This is a genomic window from Nocardia suismassiliense (assembly GCF_900269665.1).
GTDB lineage: Bacteria > Actinomycetota > Actinomycetes > Mycobacteriales > Mycobacteriaceae > Nocardia > Nocardia suismassiliense.
Map to the genome: position 1 here is coordinate 8,366,680 of NZ_LT985361.1, position 19,505 is coordinate 8,386,184.

The 19,505-nt window shown below is 68.7% G+C and carries 17 protein-coding genes; 6 read left to right on the forward strand and 11 right to left on the reverse strand.

Annotated features, from left to right (window positions below):
- Window positions 1–4 precede the first annotated feature (4 nt).
- From eno to DBO33_RS37535, 6 genes are all read right to left on the reverse strand, one after another.
- Window positions 5–1,291, reverse strand: coding sequence for a phosphopyruvate hydratase (gene eno, locus DBO33_RS37510; RefSeq protein ID WP_107659262.1), 1,287 nt, complete (start codon window positions 1,289–1,291; stop codon window positions 5–7).
- A gap of 112 nt (window positions 1,292–1,403) precedes the next feature.
- Window positions 1,404–2,141: a lytic transglycosylase domain-containing protein gene (locus tag DBO33_RS37515; RefSeq protein ID WP_107659263.1), complete on the reverse strand. Its 738-nt coding sequence runs from the start codon at window positions 2,139–2,141 to the stop codon at window positions 1,404–1,406.
- Between the two features lie 29 nt (window positions 2,142–2,170).
- Complete coding sequence (locus DBO33_RS37520) at window positions 2,171–3,727, reverse strand: ABC transporter ATP-binding protein (RefSeq protein WP_234391254.1); 1,557 nt, start codon at window positions 3,725–3,727, stop codon at window positions 2,171–2,173.
- Entirely contained in the window at window positions 3,724–4,575 is an 852-nt protein-coding gene (locus tag DBO33_RS37525) for an ABC transporter permease (RefSeq protein ID WP_107659265.1), read from the reverse strand. Before DBO33_RS37525 ends, DBO33_RS37520 begins: the two co-directional genes overlap by 4 nt.
- Window positions 4,572–5,489 (reverse strand): ABC transporter permease, encoded by a 918-nt coding sequence (locus DBO33_RS37530; RefSeq protein WP_234391255.1) that lies wholly within the window; start codon window positions 5,487–5,489, stop codon window positions 4,572–4,574. Before DBO33_RS37530 ends, DBO33_RS37525 begins: the two co-directional genes overlap by 4 nt.
- Window positions 5,486–7,003, reverse strand: coding sequence for an ABC transporter substrate-binding protein (locus tag DBO33_RS37535; RefSeq protein ID WP_107660935.1), 1,518 nt, complete (start codon window positions 7,001–7,003; stop codon window positions 5,486–5,488). Before DBO33_RS37535 ends, DBO33_RS37530 begins: the two co-directional genes overlap by 4 nt.
- A gap of 260 nt (window positions 7,004–7,263) precedes the next feature.
- On the opposite strand from DBO33_RS37535, the gene DBO33_RS37540 reads away from it, so the two are divergent.
- Genes DBO33_RS37540 through DBO33_RS37560 form a run of 5 tightly spaced genes read left to right on the forward strand, consistent with a single transcriptional unit; the run spans window position 7,264 to window position 13,317 of the window.
- On the forward strand, window positions 7,264–8,466 hold the full coding sequence (locus tag DBO33_RS37540) for a TauD/TfdA family dioxygenase (RefSeq protein WP_107659266.1): 1,203 nt from the start codon (window positions 7,264–7,266) through the stop codon (window positions 8,464–8,466).
- Window positions 8,438–9,448, forward strand: coding sequence for an ornithine cyclodeaminase family protein (locus tag DBO33_RS37545; RefSeq protein WP_199856874.1), 1,011 nt, complete (start codon window positions 8,438–8,440; stop codon window positions 9,446–9,448). The genes DBO33_RS37540 and DBO33_RS37545 overlap by 29 nt, the downstream gene beginning before the upstream one ends.
- Window positions 9,439–10,797 (forward strand): alanine racemase, encoded by a 1,359-nt coding sequence (locus tag DBO33_RS37550; RefSeq protein ID WP_234391256.1) that lies wholly within the window; start codon window positions 9,439–9,441, stop codon window positions 10,795–10,797. Before DBO33_RS37545 ends, DBO33_RS37550 begins: the two co-directional genes overlap by 10 nt.
- A gap of 29 nt (window positions 10,798–10,826) precedes the next feature.
- A complete protein-coding gene (locus DBO33_RS37555) occupies window positions 10,827–11,861 on the forward strand; it encodes a PLP-dependent cysteine synthase family protein (RefSeq protein ID WP_107659269.1) in 1,035 nt (344 codons plus the stop codon).
- A 43-nt stretch (window positions 11,862–11,904) separates the two neighbouring features.
- On the forward strand, window positions 11,905–13,317 hold the full coding sequence (locus DBO33_RS37560) for an MATE family efflux transporter (protein WP_107659270.1): 1,413 nt from the start codon (window positions 11,905–11,907) through the stop codon (window positions 13,315–13,317).
- Window positions 13,318–13,366: 49 nt separating this feature from the next.
- On the opposite strand, the gene DBO33_RS37565 is transcribed toward DBO33_RS37560, so the two are convergent.
- The 3 genes from DBO33_RS37565 to DBO33_RS37575 all read right to left on the reverse strand — a co-directional run bounded on the left by DBO33_RS37565 (window position 13,367) and on the right by DBO33_RS37575 (window position 15,087).
- Window positions 13,367–13,942, reverse strand: a complete 576-nt coding sequence (locus DBO33_RS37565; protein WP_107659271.1) for a TerD family protein — start codon at window positions 13,940–13,942, stop codon at window positions 13,367–13,369.
- 75 nt (window positions 13,943–14,017) lie between these two features.
- Entirely contained in the window at window positions 14,018–14,512 is a 495-nt protein-coding gene (locus DBO33_RS37570; protein WP_107659272.1) for a hypothetical protein, read from the reverse strand.
- Window positions 14,513–14,634: 122 nt separating this feature from the next.
- Window positions 14,635–15,087: a flavodoxin domain-containing protein gene (locus tag DBO33_RS37575; protein WP_107659273.1), complete on the reverse strand. Its 453-nt coding sequence runs from the start codon at window positions 15,085–15,087 to the stop codon at window positions 14,635–14,637.
- 647 nt (window positions 15,088–15,734) lie between these two features.
- On the opposite strand from DBO33_RS37575, the gene DBO33_RS37580 reads away from it, so the two are divergent.
- Window positions 15,735–17,198 (forward strand): stealth family protein, encoded by a 1,464-nt coding sequence (locus DBO33_RS37580; protein ID WP_107660937.1) that lies wholly within the window; start codon window positions 15,735–15,737, stop codon window positions 17,196–17,198.
- Here DBO33_RS37580 and DBO33_RS37585 read toward each other — a convergent pair.
- Window positions 17,146–18,099: a phosphodiesterase gene (locus DBO33_RS37585; RefSeq protein ID WP_199856875.1), complete on the reverse strand. Its 954-nt coding sequence runs from the start codon at window positions 18,097–18,099 to the stop codon at window positions 17,146–17,148. The genes DBO33_RS37580 and DBO33_RS37585 overlap by 53 nt on opposite strands.
- 241 nt (window positions 18,100–18,340) lie before the next feature.
- Window positions 18,341–19,432: a glycerol dehydrogenase gene (locus DBO33_RS37590; RefSeq protein WP_107659274.1), complete on the reverse strand. Its 1,092-nt coding sequence runs from the start codon at window positions 19,430–19,432 to the stop codon at window positions 18,341–18,343.
- Window positions 19,433–19,505 lie beyond the last annotated feature (73 nt).

Sequence of the window (19,505 nt, forward strand, 5' to 3'; positions counted from 1 at the left end):
TTGACTAACCCTCGAATACGAAGCGCGGGAACGCGACGTCCCCGGCGTACCGTGCGGAATCACCGAGGGCGTCCTCGATGCGCAGCAGCTGGTTGTACTTGGCGACGCGCTCGCTGCGCGCGGGCGCACCGGTCTTGATCTGACCGCTGCCCACCGCGACCGCGAGGTCGGCGATGGTGGTGTCCTCGGTCTCGCCGGAGCGGTGGCTCATCATCGTCTTGTAGCCGTTGCGGTGCGCGAGCTCCACGGCGTCCAAAGTCTCGGTGAGCGTGCCGATCTGGTTGACCTTCACCAGCAGCGCGTTCGCGGCGCCCTTGGCGATGCCCTCTTCGAGCCGCTCCGGGTTGGTGACGAACAGGTCGTCGCCGACGATCTGGATCTTCTCGCCGATCTCGTCGGTGAGCGAGACCCAGCCGTCCCAGTCGTCCTCCGACAGCGGGTCCTCGATGGAGACCAGCGGGTAGGAAGCGAGCAGTTCGGCGTAGAACTGGGTCATTTCGGCGGCGCTGCGCACACTGCCCTCGAACTTGTAACCGCTGCCCGTGGTGTAGAACTCGGTGGCCGCGACGTCGAGCGCCAGCGCGACATCGCTGCCGAGCTTCAGGCCGGTCTTGCCGATGGCGACGCTGATCAGGTCGAGCGCCTCGCGGGTGCCGGCCACGTCGGGGGCGAAGCCGCCCTCGTCACCGAGGCCGGTGGCCAGGCCCTTGGACTTCAGTTCGGCCTTGAGCGCGTGGTACACCTCGGCACCCCAGCGCAGCGCCTCCTTGAAGGTGGGCGCGCCGATCGGGGCGACCATGAATTCCTGGACGTCCACGCTGGTGTCGGCGTGCGCGCCGCCGTTGAGGATGTTCATCATCGGCACCGGAAGCACGTGCGCGTTCGGGCCACCGAGGTAGCGGAACAGCTCCAGGCCGGAGGACTCGGCGGCGGCGCGAGCCACCGCGAGCGAGACACCGAGCAGGGCGTTCGCGCCGAGGCGGGACTTGTCCGGGGTGCCGTCCAGATCCAGCAGCACCTGGTCGACGGTGCGCTGCTCGACCGCGTCCAGGCCGATGACGGCCGGCGCGATCTCGTCGAGCACACCCTCGACGGCCTTCTGTCCGCCCTTGCCGCCGTAGCGGTCGCCGCCGTCACGCAGCTCGACGGCCTCGTGCTCGCCGGTCGAGGCGCCGGAGGGCACGGCGGCCCGGGTCAGGGTGCCGTCGTCGAGGGCGATCTCGACCTCGACAGTGGGGTTTCCGCGAGAATCCAGGATCTCGCGAGCTCCGACCTGTTCGATGATGGCCACGAAAACGACACTCCTTCGGCTGCAGGCACGGTGGGTCTTACGGGAATTGCCGTGCGCTGCGAGCCTGGCCTCCGCCGAGCCGAGCGGGTAACCGGCACTCCGGTGCCGCAGCTCAGACCCGGCGACCGACGCTGTAGGCGGCCGCTCGGTCGCGCACCGTCAGCAGGTAGCTGTTGGACTGGTTGTAGGTGAGCAGCGCTTTCTGCCAGCCGTGCTCGGAGGTCAGGTCGCCGCCGCTGGCGCACAGGTAGCGGGCCGTGCTGAGGGCCGCGTCATCGATGTTCTGCGGATCGGCCACGCCGTCGCCGTTCGCGTCGACGCCCCAGCGCTTCCAGGTTTCCGGGATGAACTGCAACGGGCCGACCGCGCGATCGAAGACCGGGTCACCGTCCAGCGCACCACCATCGGTGTCCTTGATCAGGGCGACACCCGGCGCACCGTCGAGCGGGATGCCGATGATCGGCGGGCGCACCACGCCGTCCGCGTCGATGCGCGAACCGCGATGGGTGCCGTGTTTGCTCTCCACGCTCGCGATCCCCGCGATGGTCGTCCAGGCGATGCCGCAGTCCGGCCTGGACCTGGCCAGGATCGCCGCCGCGTAGCCGTAGGCCTCCAGCGCCACCGACGGCATGGCCATGCGATCCGCCTGTTCCTCGGCCCAGCCGCGCAACTGCAGCGCGGTGCGACCGGGGCCGTCCAGGTCGATCAGTGGCAGCGGGGTGCCGGGGCCGGGCGGAATGCCCTCGGGGATCGGCGGGAGATCACGGTCGATCCCACAACCGGCGAGCGCGAGGGTCACCAGGACGGCGGCCACAGCGCCGGTCTTCTTCAGGAGCACTCCACCTATCATCCAGATCCGGCGGGGTGCTCAGCGAAATCTCAGCCGAGCAGCTCGCGCGTCGCCGAATGCGCCGGTGCCGCGAGTATGGCGTGCGTCTCCCCGGATTCGACGATGCGGCCGTGGTCGAGCACCACCAGACGCGGGCAATGCGCGGCAACCAAACCCATGTCGTGGCTGATCACCAGCAGGCTCATGGCGCGGTCGCGGCGAATCCGGTCCAGTAGTCGCATGATCGAGGTGGCCGTCGCCTGATCCAGCGCGGAGGTGATCTCGTCGCAGATGAGGACCGCGGGTTCGGCGGCGAGCGCGCGGGCCAGCGCGACTCGCTGCCGTTGCCCGCCGGACAGCTCGTGGGGATAGCGGCGGGCCAGCTCGGGAGCCAGCTCGACCGAGGCGAGCAGGTCGCTGACCCGTTGGGCCAGTTGGCGTCTCGGCACCCCGCCGATGCGGCGCAGCGGCCGGCCGACGGTCTGCGCCACGGTGCGGCGTGGGTTGAGCGCGGCACGCGGGTTCTGGGTGACCAGTTGAATGCCATTGCGGCCGCTGGCGGTTCGGCCACGTCCGACGACCGGTATCGCGGTTCCGGCCAGCTCGAGTGAGCCGGTGGCCGAGCGGTGCAGGCCCGCGATCACCCGGGCGAGGGTGGTTTTACCGGCGCCGGATACGCCGACCACCGCGAGTGCCGAGGCGGGGGCGAGCTCGAGGTCTATTTCGGCCAGCACTGAGCGCGCGCCGATCGTCGCGCCGATGTTGCCTGCCCGCAACAGGAGCGGGCCCTGGGCTGGCGAGTCCCGGCTGGGGGCGTGCCAAGCTTCGACCTTGCCCTCCACCGCGAGCACGGTGCCGAGCTCGATGACGTTGTCGGCGATCGCGTGCACGGCGGTGGTGTCGTGGCCGGACAACAGGATGGCGGTGGAACGCTCGGCGGCGACCTCGGTCAGCAGGCGGGCGATGTCGGTGCGCAACGCGCCGTGCAGGCCCGCGAGCGGTTCGTCGAGGATCAGTACGCCGGTCCGGCGAATCAACGCGCGGGCCAGGGCGACTCGGCGCTGCTGGCCACCCGAGAGCTCGCCGGATCGGCGGCGTAGGTGCTCCGCCGAGAGACCGACCAGCTCGAGGGTTTCGAGCACGGTGTCACGAGAGGCGTCCCGGGCGACTTCGTGCAGCAGAGCGTGCACCCGCATCAGGGGATTGAGTGCCGACCCCGGGTCTTGCCCTACGTAAGCCACGTGGGTACGCCGGAACCGCTGCCGGGCAATGGGATCCAGCGCGAACACATCGTGGCCTGCGACGGCGACCGAGCCGGTGCGCCGGACGGCGCCGGGCGGCAACTGCCCGAGTAGTGCCCGCATCAGTGTTGTCTTGCCCGACCCGGAGGGCCCGGTGAGGGCGGTGATCTGCCCTGCCTCGATTTGGAAACTGGTGGGCTCGACCAACTCCTGCCCTGTCGCGCCGTGTATCGACAACTCGTCGACTACTACCGGCGCCGATCCCGTCAGGTCGCCACCGAGAGCCGCAGTGCCACTCCGGCGCGGGCCGGCTGCCGCGCGCGGCGGGTCGTCGTCGATCGATAGGTCGAGAACGGGTTCGCTCACCACCGCTCCCCTCGTCCGAAGGCCGTGACCGCGAGATTCACGCTCACCGCGACGACCGCGATCGCCAGGCTCGGCGCCAGCACCGCCCACGGGTTGAGCAGCATGCCGGACGAGTTCTCGCGCACCATGACCGCCCAGTTACTTGCGCCGAGCGTGGTCGGTAGTTGCAGGAACGACGCCGTGCTGACCACATAGACGGCGGTCACGAAGCGCAGCCCGAGCTGAACGACGATCACTTCGCGTAGGTTCGGTATCACCTCACGGAAGACCAAGTGCGACAGTGTTTCACCACTCGCTCGGGCGGCTTCGACGTACCCCGAGGCAGCGACACCCGCCGCAGCGGCCGCGAAAACCCTTGCGCAGTACGGAGTGCCGAACAGGAGAGCGACGACAATCAGGCCGAGGGGCCCCGCGTCCGGCCATGCGGTCAGCACCAGCAGAATGCCGAGGACGGCGGGCAGCAGCATGGCGAAGTCGACGGCGCGTTCGATCAGCGCGCCGACCCCGGGGCGCAGCGCGGTGACTGCGCCGAGCACGCAGGCCAGCGCCGTAACCGCCACCGCGATCACCGCGGCGAGCAGCAACAGACCCCAACCGCCGTAAAGCAATTGGCTCAGCACGTCGCGGCCCAGCCGGTCGGTGCCCAACCAGGCGTCGGCACCGGCATTACCGAACGGGATACCGACGGGGGTTTCGGCCGGGTGCGGGGCAAGCGCGGGGCCGCACACCGCGAGCAGCGTCACCACCACGGCGGGCAGCACGGTCAGCAGCCGGAGGCGGCGCACTCGACCGCGACCCGGCCGAGCCGTTGCCGCAGCGGGATCACGGGGGCGCAGTAGGCGTTTCATCGAACACCCCGCAACGACCAGGTACGAATCCCGTCGGCGACGGCGAGCACGCACATGATCACCGCGCCGGACAGCGCGACCACCGAGGCGACCACCGCGACATCGCGATCCGCCACCGACCCGGCGAGCACGGCGCCGAGACCCGGGTAGTTGAAGATGGTCTCCACCACCAGCGAGCCGCCGAGCACCATCCCGACCGTGGTCGCGAAACTCGCCACGATCGTCGGCAGCGCGAAGGGCAGCACGTGCCGCACCAGCACGCTGCGTGCGGGAATGCCATCCAGCACAGCGCTTTCCACGTGCGGTGCCTGGGCCGCGTCCACCATCGCGGCGCGCACCACCCGGGTATTCCAGCCGATCTGCGGGATCGCCAGCGCGAGCACCGGCAGCACCAGCATGTCGGGGCTCGCCGGAAAACCGGAGCGATCGGTAATGGTGACGGCGGGCAGCCAGCCCGCGCCGAGCGCGAACACCAGAATCAACAGCGTCGCGACCACGAACTCCGGGATCGCCGCCGCGATGGTTGTCGCGGGTTCCAGCGGCCGCACGGGGCGCTGCGCCCACCAGATGCCCAGCAGCAGCGAGACGAGCACCGTCACCACCAGCGCGAGCCCACCGAGCAGCAGGGTCGGCGGGAACTTGTCGGCGAGCAGCTCGTTGATCGGCCGCCCGCGTGTGGTGCGGCCGAAGTCGCCGGTTGCCACGCCGGAGATCCAGTCCCAGAATCGTTGCGGCAGCGGCCGATCCAGCCCGAGTTCGCGCTCCTTGGCCGCGACCCGTTCCGGCGTCGCGTCCCGGCCGAGCACCGCCCGTGCGGTACTGCCCGGCAGCAGGTCGACGACTACGAAGACCGTTGCCAGCAGGGCGATCAGCAGGGCGATGCGCCGGATCAGCAGGCGCGCGAACGAGATCACCCGGCCAACCAGGCCCGTTCCAGCTGCACCCGCGCGAAACCACCGAGCGTGGGCAGGTCGTGCACCCGCGCGGACGCGATGTCGATGCCGTCGGCTATGCCCCACACCAGGTATCCGCCGCGCTCGTGCTGGATCCGCTGCACGTCGCGACAGGCCTGCGTGTACTCCGAGTCGCTTTGGGCTGCCATGGCTTTCGCGGTGGCCGCGTCGAACTCGGCGTCCTTGAAGTCGGTTTCGTTGCGGTTGGACCGGCTCGACATCAACTTGTCCGCGTAGAACAGCACCGAATCGTTGGTGCCCCAGGAGACGGTGTACAGCGCGCCCTTCAACCAGGTCTGGTCGTAGAAGGCGTTGGAGTCCTGGGTGACCACGTCGAGGCGGACGCCGATGTCGGCGAGCTGGGTCGCGATGACCTTGGCCGACTCCACCTCGCCGGGCGCCTCCGCCTTGGTGATCAGTGGATAGCTGCGGCCGGTGTCGAAATTGGCCTCGCGCAGCAGCGTTTTCGCGCGGTCGACGTCGCGGGTGCGCTGCGCGATGGACTTGTCGTACACCGGGTCGCCGGTGCCCAGGATGTCGTTGGCAACCTTGCCGTAGCCCGAATGCACCTGGCTCACCAGTGCGTTCCGGTCGACACCGAGCCGCAGCGCGGTGCGCACCCTGGCGTCGGCGAACGGTCCGTCCGAGGCGCGCATCGCGACGCCGAGCATGGTGTCGTCGGCGCGGCGGACCACCCGCAGGTCACCACGCCCCTCGGCGGTCCGGCCCGCGATCGCGCCGACGTTGGAGGCGAGGTCGATCTGCCCGCCGAGCACCGCGTTGCCCAGTGCGGTGACGCTCTCGAACATGGTGATCTCGATGGCATCGAGCAGCGGCGGCGTGCCGTGCCACTGCTCGTTGCGTACCAGCCTGGCATTGCCCGCCTGGTACGACTCGAGCCGGAACGGCCCGGTGCCAACGGCTTTGGTGAAGTCGGTGGTGTCCTTCTTGACGGTGAACGTCATCAGCCGGACCAGCAGCGGCAGCTGGGTGTTCGGCTCGGGCACGGTGAGCACTACGCGGTTCGGGCCGTCCGCGGTGATGTCCTCCGCGGCGACCGGCATCTTGGACGCGCCGCCGACCGTGCGCAGCCTGCGCAGCGACCACACGACGTCGTCGGCGGTGACCGGGCTGCCGTCGTGGAAGGTCGCGCCCTCGGCGAGGGTGAAGGTCCAGCGGCGGCGCTGCGCGTCCGGCTCCCACCGAGTCGCCAAGCGCGGCGCGACGTTCGGATCCGCGCCGGGCACGGTGAGCGCGTCGTACACCAGCGAGGTGATCAGGAAGTCGCTGTCGTTGCTCAGGTTGGCGTGCGGATCGCGTTCGATCCGCGCCGCGGTGCCCAGTGCACCGACTCGTAGGGTGCCGCCTCGCTGAGCGGGCCCGGACGACTCCGTCCCCTTCGAGCACGCGGCGACAAATATCACCGCCCCGATGCCGAGCCCTGATTGGAGGAGCTGCCGCCGATTCAAACCCATTGCGCCGCCTTCTTCCTGGACAAACATCCGCGCGCGGTCGGCGAAGTGCTGAGCCAGCGCCGATGCGATCAGGACAGGCTAGCCTAATCGGTTGCGCGTCACGCGACGGAGATTAAGCCAAACTTCACTAGTGTTATACGTTTCTGCTATTTTTAGCAGACTCGCTTAGGTAAGCCTTGCTTAACCGCGCGAGACCGGATAGCTTCGCAGATCGACGTCACTCCTGCTTTTTCGAACGATGCGAAGAAGGGACCCCCTCGGTGAAAGGCGTTCTCTCCGAACGTAAGACGCTTCACCCGCAGGATATCGAACGTCGCGAGCTGCCCGCCGCCGCCGGGCGTGCGGTGCGTGAGCTCGCGCGAGAGATATCTACCACACTGGATTCGACGCTGCCCGACTTAGCCAGCACCGCCGTCACCCTGACCGATGCGATCGTGATCGCGCAGATCGAACGCAGATTCGCCGAATTACCCGCCGACGTGCGGCGCACCATGCGCCCGCCGGCCACCGCAGCAGGCGCGACCATCGTGAGCAAACTGCCACTGACCGATGCCGAATTCGGCCCGACCCCGCCGAGCTGGCGCGAGGCCGCGCAGTGGAGCGGCGATGCCGCGCGGCGCGCGCACTCGTTCGAGCTCGACCTGGTGATGCTGCTGCTCGCCCGTTCGGCCGGTGAGCCTTTCGGCTGGCAGGGCCAGCAGGGCGGACGGCTGGTCAACAACATCCTGCCCTCCCCCGGCCACGAAGACGAACAGTCCGGCGCGAGCAGCAAGACCCTGCTCAGCCCGCACTCCGAAGATGCTTTCCACCCGCAGCGCGCCAACCTGCTGATGCTCGGCTGCCTGCGCAATCCGGACCTGGTCGGCACGACCGTATCCTCGGTCCGGCGGGTCGAACTCAGCGCCGCCCAGCGCAGGCTGCTCAGCACGCCGACGCTGCCGATCCTGCCCGACGTCTCCTACGGCAGTGGGCACGAACAGTATTCGGCCACGCCGCTGCCGACGCTGTGGACCTCGGCTGGGCCGGACGAGACGACGCTGCGCTACGACCCCGCCTATACCCCGCTCGACGACGCCGACGCCGAATACCGCGCGGCCTACGCCCGGCTGACCGCCGAACTGGAGCGCGTCTGCGTTACGGCCGCGCTCACACCCGGTGAAATCTTGCTGGTAGACAACGACGTCGCGGTGCACGGCCGGGTACCGTTCACCGCGCGCTACGACGGCACCGACCGCTGGCTCAAACGAGTGAACATCCGCCTGCCTGATCGACCGCGGCGGTCCGAAGAGGCCGACGAGAATGGGTACGGGCAACGAGTCGTCGCCCCGTTCCGAGCGGCAGAAACTACCGCGTTCGTGTCCGGTGGCCGCGAGTCGGCCCGAACGGACGAACACCGGGAGCACCGTCCGGTGGCGATAGAGCGGGAAGCAGCACATGATCGAGGATCCATTGAACATCCGTGACCGAAGCACCCCGTTACGGGTGCTGAGCCGCAGCGACCTGGCCGGCGTGCCGATCACGCCCGGCGATGTCGTGCGGGCCGTGGAGGACGCGTATCTGGCGTTCGCCGCAGGGGATTCGGACAACCCACGCAAACTCAGCGTCGCGAACCCGGACGGCTGGTCGGTGTCCTACGCGATGCTCGGCCGCGACGGCCGCCGCCGGGTGGTCGCGATGAAGACGTCGTACAAGTTCGATCCCGGCCACGATCGCAGCACCAAGCGCTACTACACGACCATCACGCTCTACGACGACAGCACCGGCGCGCCGATCGCACTGATGGATTGCTCGCGGGTCGGCGCGCTGCGCACCCCGGCGGTGTCGGCGCTGCTTGTGCGCGAGACCATCCGCCGCGGCGCGGAGAGCGTGCTGCTGATCGGCACCGGCACCCAGGGCCGAAACGCGTTGCCGCACTTGCTCGCCGCGAACCCGCAGCTGCGCAAGTTGATGCTGTACGGCACCCACCCCGAAGGGCTGGACGCGGTGCATCGGCAGCTGGCCGAGTACTACCCGCACGCGCTGCTCGAAACGGTCGAAGACCCCCGGGCCGCCGCGGCCACCGCCGACGTGGTGCTGGCCACCGCGGGCCCCGGCACCGAGGTCGCGCTCGAATCCAGTGATCTGGCACCGGGTTCGACGGTGGTGCTCGTCGGCTACGGGCTGGCTCCCTCGACCCTGATCGACGCCGATCGGGTCGTCGCGACCAGCGCGGAGCAGATGACGTTGACCGGGACCGACATGGTCGGGCCGGACGGGCGGCTGCGCGCGGTGGACGCCGAGTTGCCGCAGATCCTGAGCCGTCGCGCGGTCGCACGACGCTCGGACGACGAGCGCATCTTCGTCTACAACAGCGGGCTCGTGCTGACCGACATCGCGGTCGCGCACGCCCTCGCCGAGCGCGCCATCGCCGAGGGGCGCGGCACGGAGGTGCCCCTGTGGGATTAGACGCGGGCGGGGTCGGGGTGACGCGCGGTGCGATCAGCGCCGCCCCGGTCCCGGCGCGCCTGGACGACTGGGAGCGCCGCGTGCTCGGCGACCCGAATCTGCTGGGCGACATCGGCTTCGCGGTGGGCGGCCCGTTCCACGTGCTGTATCCGCCGCGGGTGGGGCGCAATATCCAAGGATTCCACGAAGCCTTCGCGCGGGCGGGGATCGATGGCGTCGTCTACTACGGCAAGAAGGCGAACAAGTCCGCCGCCGTCACCCGCGCCTGCGCGGAACACGGTGCGGGTGTGGATGTTTCCAGCACCGGCGAGCTGACGGCCGCGCTGGCGCAGGGCGTGCGCGGTGCCGAGCTGATGGTGACCGGGCCCGCGAAGTCCGACGACCTGCTCTGGCTGGCCACCCGGCACGGTGCGCTGATCGCGGTCGATGACCTAGATGAGCTCGAACGCCTTGCCGCACTGGGCGACTCGACCGCACCGGTCCGGATCATGCTCCGGGTATTGCCCGCCGCGTCGGCCAGCCGATTCGGGATGACCGAGGTCGAGCTCGACCGTGCGCTGGCCGCGTTCGCCGGTCGTACATCGCTTCGGCTGGAGGGCTTCAGCTTTCACCTGTCCGGCTACGACGCCGTCGCCAGGGCCGAGCTGGCCGGTGCGCTGATCGCTCGCTGCCTGCACGCGCGCACGCTGGGCCAGCCCGCCACCACGCTGTCGATCGGTGGCGGCTTCGGCGTCGATTACGTGCCTGCCGACGCCTGGGCGGAGTTCACCGAGCACGTCGACCGGCGGTGGTTCCACTCGGGCAAGTCGTTCGAGTCCTACTATCCCTATCACTTCCCCGCGCCCGGTCCGGCCATGCTTGCCGCGATCCTCGACCACGACGGGCTCGCACAGCGACTGCGCGACAATGCCATCCGGCTGGCGATCGAGCCGGGCCGCGCACTGCTCGCGCACGCCGGTTTCACCGTCTTCCGGGTCCAGGGCAGCAAGATCCGGCACGTCGACGGCGCGCCGTACCATCTGCTCACCGTCGACGGCACCAGCTTGAGCCTGTCCGAGCAGTGGTTCGACAGCGAATACCTGCCCGACCCGCTGCTGTGGCCCACCCGGCCGGGCAGCACCACCCCGACCAGCGTCGGCGCGGCCACCTGCCTCGACTCCGACATGCTCAGCTGGCGGCGGATCCCGCTACCGCGGGCCGCCACGGTCGGTGACCTGCTGATCTACCCGAATACGGCCGGTTACCAAATGGACTCGAACGAATCCGCCTTCCATGAGCTGCCGATACCGCCGAAGGTGCTGCTGCACGACGCACCCGGCGATCGGCTCCGCTGGACGCTCGACGGCTGACACCCACCACCTGAACTAGGAGAAAATCCATGCCGCTCGTCACGCGCGTGACGGATCTGATCGGCCGCACGCCGCTGTTCGAACTGGCGGCCACCTCGACCGGCACCCGGTTACTGCTCAAGCTCGAGCAGTTCAACCCGACCGGCGCGGCCAAGATCAGAATGGCCCGCGAAATGGTGCTCGATGCGGAGCGGCGCGGGTTGCTGGGAAGTGGCGGGCATATCATCGAGTCGACATCCGGGAACACCGGACTCGGTCTCGCGGTAGTAGCTGCCGAACGTGGGTATCACTTTACCGCAGTGGTCGATCATCACGCATGTAAGGACAAGCTGCGCGCTATGCGAGCAATGGGTGCGGAATTGGTGTTCGTCGCCGATGACGGCGACGACAACCTGGCCACCTCGGCCCGGGAAGACCTGGCCGAGGCGATGGCCGCTGCCCGGCCGGACGCGTACTTCACCGAGCAGCACAACAACGACGCCAACGCGGTCGGCTACTACGCGGTCGCCGAAGAGTTGCTGGAAGACGTTGAGCGGGTCGATATCCTGCTCTCCTCGGTCGGCACCGGCGGTTCGCTGTTCGGCACCGCGACCCGGCTGCGCCAACTCGGTTGTGTGCCACGGGTGATCGGCGTCGAGCCGGTCGGCTCGATCGCCTTCGGCGGCGAGGGCGGCCCGTACTGGCAGTCCGGCACCGGCACCCCGCCCGGCGCGACCATCGGTACTGCCGTGGATTACTCGCTGCTGGACGAGGGCGTCAAGGTGACCGACGTCGACGCCTTCGCCACCGCCCGTGCCGTCGCCGCCCAACTCGGCCTGATGATCGGCGGCTCGGCGGGCGGGTCGGTGCACGCCGCGCTCAGCAGGCTCGACGAATTCCCGCCCGGCTCCACCATCGTCACCCTCGTCTGCGACGGCGGCGAGAAATACCTGGACACCGTCTTCGACGACGACTGGATGGCCGAACGCGACCTGCTCGACCCGGCGGCCGAAGCCGAAGTGCTGGCGATGCTGCACCGCTACACCCCCACTGCCCGCCGGGCCGAGCTCGCGGAGGTTCGATGAAGCACTTGCTGACCGCCCGGTATGAGCGTGCGGAGGTGGCCCGGTGAATCTGTCGGGCTACCGGGCCGACAGCCGTCGGCTCACCGCGCTCGCGACGCCGATCGCGATGACGCAGTTGGCGCAGATCGCGGTGTCCACCACCAACATCGTGCTGATGGGCACGCTCGGCGTGCAGCAGGTGGCCGCGGGCGGGCTGGCGATCGCGCTGTTCAACCAGATTCGCACCATGTGCGTCGGGCTGATCACCGCGAGCGGCAATCAGATTGCCACCGCGGTGAGTTCGGCGGGTAAGCGTGGCGAATCCCCCGACGAAGAGATCAAAGACGTACTGCGGTCGAGCTTTCTGATCGCCACCCTGGCCGGCCTCGTCGGTGGGGTCCTCCTCATCGGGCTCGGCTGGTCGTTGCAGTGGCTCGGCCAGGACGCCGGGGTGCTGGCCGACGCGCGTCCGCTGATGGGCGCGCTGGCGCCAGGGCTGTTGCCGTGCCTGTGGTTCCAGGTGCTGCGGCAGTACACCGTCGGCATGCAGCGCCCGCAGGCCCTGCTGCTGGTCACGCTCGGCTCGGTGCTGCTGAATCTGCTGCTCGCGCTGGGCTTCATCCACGGCCGCGCCGGACTGCCCGAGCTCGGTCTCACCGGTATCGGCGTGGCGACCTCGCTGGTCTTCCTGATCACCTTCGGTGTCTTCTGGGCGATGGTGCGCCGGGATTCCCGGCTCGGTGCCACGCTGCCGCTGCGTCCGTGGCCGGTGCGGCGGTCCACTGTGCTCGCCGAGCTGCGCCTCGGTGGGCCGATCGCCCTCACCTACGGCTCCGAGGCGGGCATGTTCTCGGTGCTGGCCCTCGTGATGGGCAGCATCGGTCCGGCGGCGCTGGCCGCGCACAATGTCGTCTACCAGATCATCTACATCGTGTTCCAGGTCGCCATCGGCCTGTCGCACGGCGCCTCGATCCTGGTCAGCCACGCCGTCACCCGCGACGAATACCAGCACGCCAGGGCGCTGGCCTGGCTCGCGCTGCGGCACGTCGGCGTGGTGGCCGCGATCACCGGCGCGATCTACGTGATCGCACCCGACCTGGTGCTGCGACCGTTCCTGAACTCGAACGACACCAGCACCATCGAGATCGCGCACACCCTGCTGTTGATCGGCATCGTGCTGCAATTCTTCGACGCGGCCCAGAACATCGGCACCGGACTACTGCGCGGCCTGAAGGAGACCAACGCAGGCTTCCGCTTGTCGCTCGTCGGCTACTGGGGCGTCGGCCTCCCCGTCGCCCTACTGCTGGCCTTCCCCATCGGCCTCGGCGCGGCCGGCGTCTGGTGGGGTCTCACCGCCGGCTTGGCCACCACGGCCGTCCTCATGCTCCGCCGCTACTTCGCCATGCTCGACGCCAGGGAACGCGACCGCCCCCGGTTGATCCCGGAAGCCCCGGAAAGCCTCAGCAGCCCGAGCTGATCGGACGGGCGTCGCTGCCACCTGGCGCGACGCCCGTACCCGGGCTCGATCAGATGTGGACGCCGTAGTCGCGGGCGATGCCCGCGAGGCCGGAGGCGTAACCCTGGCCGATGGCGCGGAACTTCCATTCGTTGCTGTGGCGGTACAGCTCGCCGAAGATCATCGCGGTTTCGGTGGAGGCGTCCTCGGTGAGGTCGTAGCGGGCCAGTTCGATGCCGGTCGACGCGTCCACCACGCGGATGAACGCGTTGCGGATCTGGCCGAAGGACTGGCTGCGCGCGTCGGCGTCGTGGATGGACACGGGGAAGAAGATGTTGGTGATGGTCGGCGGGGTGGCGGCCAGGTCGACGTTGATGACCTCGTCGTCGCCTTCGCCCTCGCCGGTCAGGTTGTCGCCGGTGTGCTCGATCGAACCCTCGGGGGAACGCAGGTTGTTGTAGAAGATGAAATGCTGATCCGAGAGCACCTTCAGATCAGGTCCGGTCGCCAGCGCGCTCGCGTCGAGGTCGTAGTCGGCGCCCGTGGTGGTGCGCACGTCCCACCCGAGGCCCACCGCGACCTTGGTGAGGTTCGCTGCCTGCTTCGACAGCGAAACATTTCCGCCTTTGGCCAATGTGACGCTCATGAATCCCTTCCGCGACGGCCCGTTCGCGCCGCCTTCATCTCGATTATTGTCCGGTCCCGGACCTGTTGCGCAGGTTCAGTTCTGACCGTCGGCCCACGCCCGCAGTGTGTTCACGCGACCCTCCAGCGCGTGCAGCTCGGCCGGGTCGAGCACGGTGCGCTGGATGCCACCCGCCACCGCGAAGGCCGACTGCCGATGGTCGTCGATCGCCTCGACATCGATGCGCACCGCGACATAGTCGGCGGCGTCGGGCATCTGCTCGGCAATCACCCGCGCGGTGCCGCGCGCACACAGCGCGACGTTGCCGCCGCCGAGGATCAGCAGCGCCACCTGCGGCCGTTCCCGCAGCCGGGCCAGCGACCCACGATCGAACTTGAGACTGAGCAGGATCTGCCGATCACCGGCGCGCACCGGCCAGGACACCGGGATCGCGTGCGGTCCGGGGTCGGTGGTCACCAGTACCGCGATCGTCTCCCGGGGCCATTCCGGTAGCACGTCCAGCTCGGGATGATCGTCGTGATGATCTGTCGAGTGGTCTTGACGTTGCGCGGGGCTCGCTCCGGCTGCCATCTTTCGTCACCTCATGGATCGTCGAGCGCGACGGGCTGTGCCGCGCTTGATAGCAGTCTAAAGTGCTGGGCCACTTGTGCGCTGGCGCTGGTCCCGATGTCCGGAGTGCTCTCAGCGGACTATCAGGCCGGGGCGAGCGCGCGCAGGGGCAGGGTTGCCGCCCAGTCGCGGGCCATGTCGCGCGCGCGGATTTCGGTGGACGCGTCGTGCCGGGCATGCGCCCCGACCTGGGTGGCGCCGCACTCGACGAGGCGTTCGGCCGCGATCTCGCCGCCGCGGTTGAAGGTGTCGCCGTAGATGCTGTCGCCGAGGCCGAACACGGCGAAGCGCAGGCCGGTCAGGTCGGGGGACGCGGCGGCGAGTTCGTCGAAGAACAACTCGGCACCGGTCGGCAGATCGCCGTCGCCGTAGGTGGAGCACACGATGACGTGGAAGTCGTGCGCGTCGAGGTCGTCGACGGCGAAATCGCTCAGGTCGTAGACCGATACGTCGTAGGCGGAGAGCGCGTCCGCGACGCTGTCTGCGACGGTTTCGGCGGTGCCCATCTCGGATCCGAACAGAATGACGACGCGCACGGCGTTGCGCTCCCTTCTCCGATCAATATTGGTGAGGCTATCCTAACTACGCTGTCCGAGCGGCGCTACCCCGTGGCGTTCGGTCATCGCCCGGTCATGATGACAATCACGGTGCGCGAACGCGCCATCCGGCGTACGCCCAGCACAACCATGCCGAGATGCCTTGCGCGACCGGCGGCTATGCGACCGGCACGGCAAAGGGCCACGCCAGAGGCAGCGGAACGGCAGCAGGTGGGACGGAGTGTCCCGATTGACGAAATGTCACCGTAGATGCATCATTCGTACAGTCCCCATTGTTGTCTGGGACATCTCTCTTCTGCCGGCCGATGATTGTCCGGCCAGCGTGCTGTCTCCCGTGCGCACGCTCGGTCGTTCTTCCGCCGCGCGCACGGATCCAGCACACCCATCCCGACGCTGTGCGTCCTGCCGTGAGTGAGGTGAAAACGAATGGTTAACCGATCGTCTGGAATCCGCGTGATCAATTCGTTCCCGCGCTACGGCATCGTGCCCCACTTCTGAATCCGACCGCGCCGGGCGCGGTGCTGCCCAGCCGGCGTCACGACGCCGGCGGTAGCGCCGCTCGGCCCCGGCGCGGTGCCTCGGAGCTGGGACCCAACGGTGCACGAATGGATGTGGAGAAGAAACTGATGATGGACATGGGGGCTGTGAACCCGACGGCAGTAGAGATGGTGACCCGGCCGATGGCGGGCAACCTCGCCGTATCGGCGGCGATGATCGAGGATTTGGGCTGGCTGCGTAGTGAACTTGCGGCCGCCGAGGTGCCGTTCCTGCTGATCCGCGACAGCGGGGAACGACTCATGCTCGCGACGGACGCCGCACACCAGCTGATGGTGCGCCGGGTGACGGCCGCCGCGACAAGCGCGGGCTTCGCGTGTACCGAAGTGCAGCACAACGTTTTCCGGCTCGGCCGCGACAGCGACCCGGCCCACCACGTCGAGCTGGAGCTGTGGGAGTACCACGGCGACACGGTCGAATGCCCCCGCCCGAATGCCCTCACCCGCAACGTATTCGACCTGGCCGATGTCGAACACACGCAGGTGCTGCTGTTCGACCGCGCCTGGCCGACCTTGGTCGACATGTTCGCGCCGCAGGCCACCGACGTCAACTTCGACATCGACCTGGTGTTCTCCTGGGTAGACGGCTCCGACCCGGAGTTCCGGGCCCGCCGCGCCGGGATGCTGGCGCAGGTGGTGGTCGGCGAGGGCGACGACGCCGACGCGCGCATCCGGCAGATCGACGAGCTGAAATACGCACTGCGGTCGGTGGACAAGAACGCGCCGTGGATCCGGCGCATCTTCATCGCCACCGACTCGGCGGTGCCCGGCTGGCTGGCCGAGCATCCTCGGGTGACGGTTGTCCGTGCGCTGGACCACTTTTCGGACACCAGCGGACTGCCGACGTTCAATTCCCATGCGGTGGAATGCCAGTTGCAGCACATCGAGGGGCTCAGCGAGCACTTCCTGTACTCCAACGACGACATGTTCTTCGCCCGCCCGGTGCGCCCGTCGATGTTCTTCACCGCGGGCGGGGTCAGCCGGTTCATCGAGGCCGACACCAGGATCGGGCCGGGCGGAAACAACGAGCGGCGCAGCGGTTTCGAGAACGCCGCGCGGGTGAACCGGGAACTGCTGGCCGAGCGGTTCGGTCACATCATCACCCGGCATCTGGAGCACACGCCGGTTCCGTTGCGGCGCAGCGTATTACTGGAGATGGAGGCCGAGTTCGGCGCCGACTTCGCGCGCACCAGGGCCAGCCGGTTCCGTTCGGCCACCGACATTTCCGTCACCAACTCGCTGTACCACTACTACGCGCTGCTCACCGGGCGTGCGGTGCCGCAGGAGAAGGCGAAGATGCGCTACGTCGATACGACCAGCCGCAAAGGGCTTGCACTGCTGGACGGTATCGCCGAACGGCGTGATGTCGACTTCTTCTGCCTGAACGACGGAAGCTTCCCGGAGATCACCGAAACCGAACGGGTACAGGCGGTTTCAGAGTTCCTGTCCGGCTACTTCCCGGATCCGGCGCCGTGGGAGCGGCTCAGCGCACCGTCTCGTCATCCGATTCCGGAGTCGTCGCCCGGCGCCGCATGACATGCGGGATGCGCGCGGCGGGCGGGATGACAATGCCCTCCGCCGCGAGCGTGCGAGCAGCCTCCTCGGCCGTCGATGGCGAGCCGACCGTCGGGCCCCGGTCGATCGGCACGACCGAGTGCACCACGGTGTCCGGGTAGATGTGCACGTAGTTGAAGGCCTGCGCACCGTCTCGACCGCGCAGGCCGCCCTGCTCGACGCCGAGATCTTGGCTGTAGCAGGTCGCCGAGGCCACCGAGACCGGGATGCCCGCGAAGGTGGCGTTGGTGGAGAAGTGCAGGTGACCGGCCAGGATGGCCCGGACGTCGCTGCCGTCGAGCACGTCGGCCAGCCTGCGCTGGTCGCGCAGCTCGACGGGGACGGCGAGGTCGAGCACGCACGGAACGGGCGGATGATGCATGGCCAGGATGGTGCCGAAGGGGGCGGGCTCGGCGAGCACCGAACGCAGCCAATCCAGCTGTTCGTCGGAGATTTCGCCGTAGTGGTGGCCGGGGACCGAGGTGTCCAGGGCGATGATGCGCAGGCCGTCGATCAGGTGGACGCGGTCCAGCGGCGCGGTCGATCCTCGTTCGCCGAGCAGCTTGCGGCGCAGGAGACTGCGGTCGTCGTGGTTCCCCGCGACCCACACAATGGGCGCTGGCAAACTTCTTGCAAATGGCTCGATCAAAGCCTTGAGCTTGTCGTACGCCGCGGGTTCACCCTTGTCGGTGAGATCACCGGTGAACACGATCGCGGTCGGCTGGATCCGACTGGCCGCGGCCTGCTCTAGTAACTGGCGTAATCGCTGGTCCGCGTCTACGTCACCGTACAAATCCCCGTCGCCGGCGATCACGTGGGTGTCGCTGAAGTGGAACAACACATGATCCGGTCGCGGGTGCTCCGCGACTCTGCTGATGTGCACCGGACCGAACGTCCTCCCCGGCGGTTTGCCCGCCATTGGCTTCGGATTCCACCGCCAGAATAGCGAAGGACTACTGACAGGTTTCCCGCCAGATGGTGACGACATGCTTTCGGGAAGGTGAGGTTTGCATGTCGAAATCCCGCCGAGGTGGGCCGACGTCAGCGCGCGCCGAATTGATCAGTGACGCGTCTCATAGCCGAATAGGGGTTTGATTCCGCGTGGCAGGCCCGCGTGGCGCGGTTCAGCGGCGGCCGAGGGCGTCGGCGGCGCGGATCGCGTCGAGGGTCATCGCGGCGTCGACGGTGAAGGGCTCGTTGTGGATCGTTTCGCCGGGTGCGGTGGCGCGGGTTGCGATGGCCGACAGCGTATTTTCGTCGGCGTCGGCGAGGCCGAGCGCGGCGAGGGTGGTGGGCAGGCCGACTTCGGTACAGAAGTCGAGGACGGTATTGATCTCGCCGGTCTCGGCACCTTCCAGCACCAGCTGGGTGAGGACGCCGAAAGCGACCTTCTCGCCGTGCAGAAACGCGTGCGTCTGCGGGGCGGCGGTCAGCCCGTTGTGCACGGCGTGCGCGGCGGCCAGCCCGGAGGATTCGAAGCCGAGACCGGACAGCAGGGTGTTGGCCTCGACGATGCGCTCCAGCGCGGGGGTGACGGCGTGCTCGCGCACCGCGGCCAACGCCTGCGTGCCATCCGCCAGCAGCGTGTTGTAGCAGAGTTCGGCGAGGGCGGTGGCACTGCGCGTGGACGCGCCGCCGCGCATATTGCGCACCCGCGCGGCCGTGCAGGTACGCGCCTCGAACCAGGTGGCGAGCGCGTCGCCCATGCCCGAGGCGAGCAGCCGGGCCGGGGCCTGGGCGATGGCGGAGGTGTCCACCAGCACCAGCGCGGGGTTGCGGCGGACCAGCTGGTAGGTCTCGACTTCGCCGGCCGCCGTGTAGATCACCGACAGCGCGCTACACGGCGCGTCACTCGACGCGGTGGTCGGACAACTGATCATCGGCAACGCCAGGTCGTCGGCGACCGCACGCGCCGAATCGAGCACCTTCCCGCCGCCCGCCCCGAGCACCGCGGTGCTGCCACTGTCCCGCACCGCCGCGGTGATCGTCGCGATCTCCGCCCTGGTGCATTCCCCACTCGAAAGATGCACGGTGTAGGCAATTTTCGCGTCCGTCAACGACCGTTCCCACGCCTCGGCCAGCAACCGCTGCGCGCTACGCCCCGCCACGATCGTGACCGGCCCCTCGATGCCCAGCCGCGCCATCTCCGCGCCGAGTTGCTCGGTGGCCGCGCGCCCCTGCACGTAGTGCCCCGGCGACGAAAACACACTCAACATGCGAAACCTCCCGATCCCGAGCCGGGCTGTGCCGAATCCCGTGCACACCGCTGCCCGACCGCCGACGTTCGTT